This is a genomic window from Cellulomonas sp. P4_A2, from assembly GCF_056402515.1.
Map to the genome: position 1 here is coordinate 1 of NZ_JBFUHG010000148.1, position 418 is coordinate 418.

The 418-nt window shown below is 65.6% G+C and carries 1 protein-coding gene; it reads right to left on the reverse strand.

Translation table 11 applies throughout. The annotated features are described in order from the left end of the window. Nucleotides 1-235 precede the first annotated feature (235 nt). Nucleotides 236-418 (reverse strand): glycerophosphodiester phosphodiesterase (locus tag AC1DUE_RS20475; protein ID WP_477041238.1); only part of this gene is annotated, 183 nt, incomplete at its 5' end.

Sequence of the window (418 nt, forward strand, 5' to 3'; positions counted from 1 at the left end):
CGCATCCGGTGCCGCGCCTGCCCCACGCCCGCAGGGCCATGGGGTACGGCCATGCTCGACGACGTGGGCACTTCCTGTGCCACCACCAACGCCACCCCCGAGACCTCCTTTGCCCCACGCCACGGAGTGGATGCCCTCCTGGACTGGACCGGAAACCGGCCAATGGCCCGCCAGTGACGCATTCGTAACGATCGAATACGGACTGAATGCGCCGGTGTACACCCTGTAACTGATGTTAAAAGCGACCCAGTTGGGACAGGACCTGTTTTGGGCGGTTCGTGATGATTGCCTCGACGCCAAGGCGTGCGCAGAGCTCCACGTCCTCGGGTTCATTGACCGTCCAGACGTGCACGCGGTGGCCGGCGCGGTGCAGCCGCTCGATGTAGCCCGGGTGACTGCGTACGATCCGCAGCCCCGG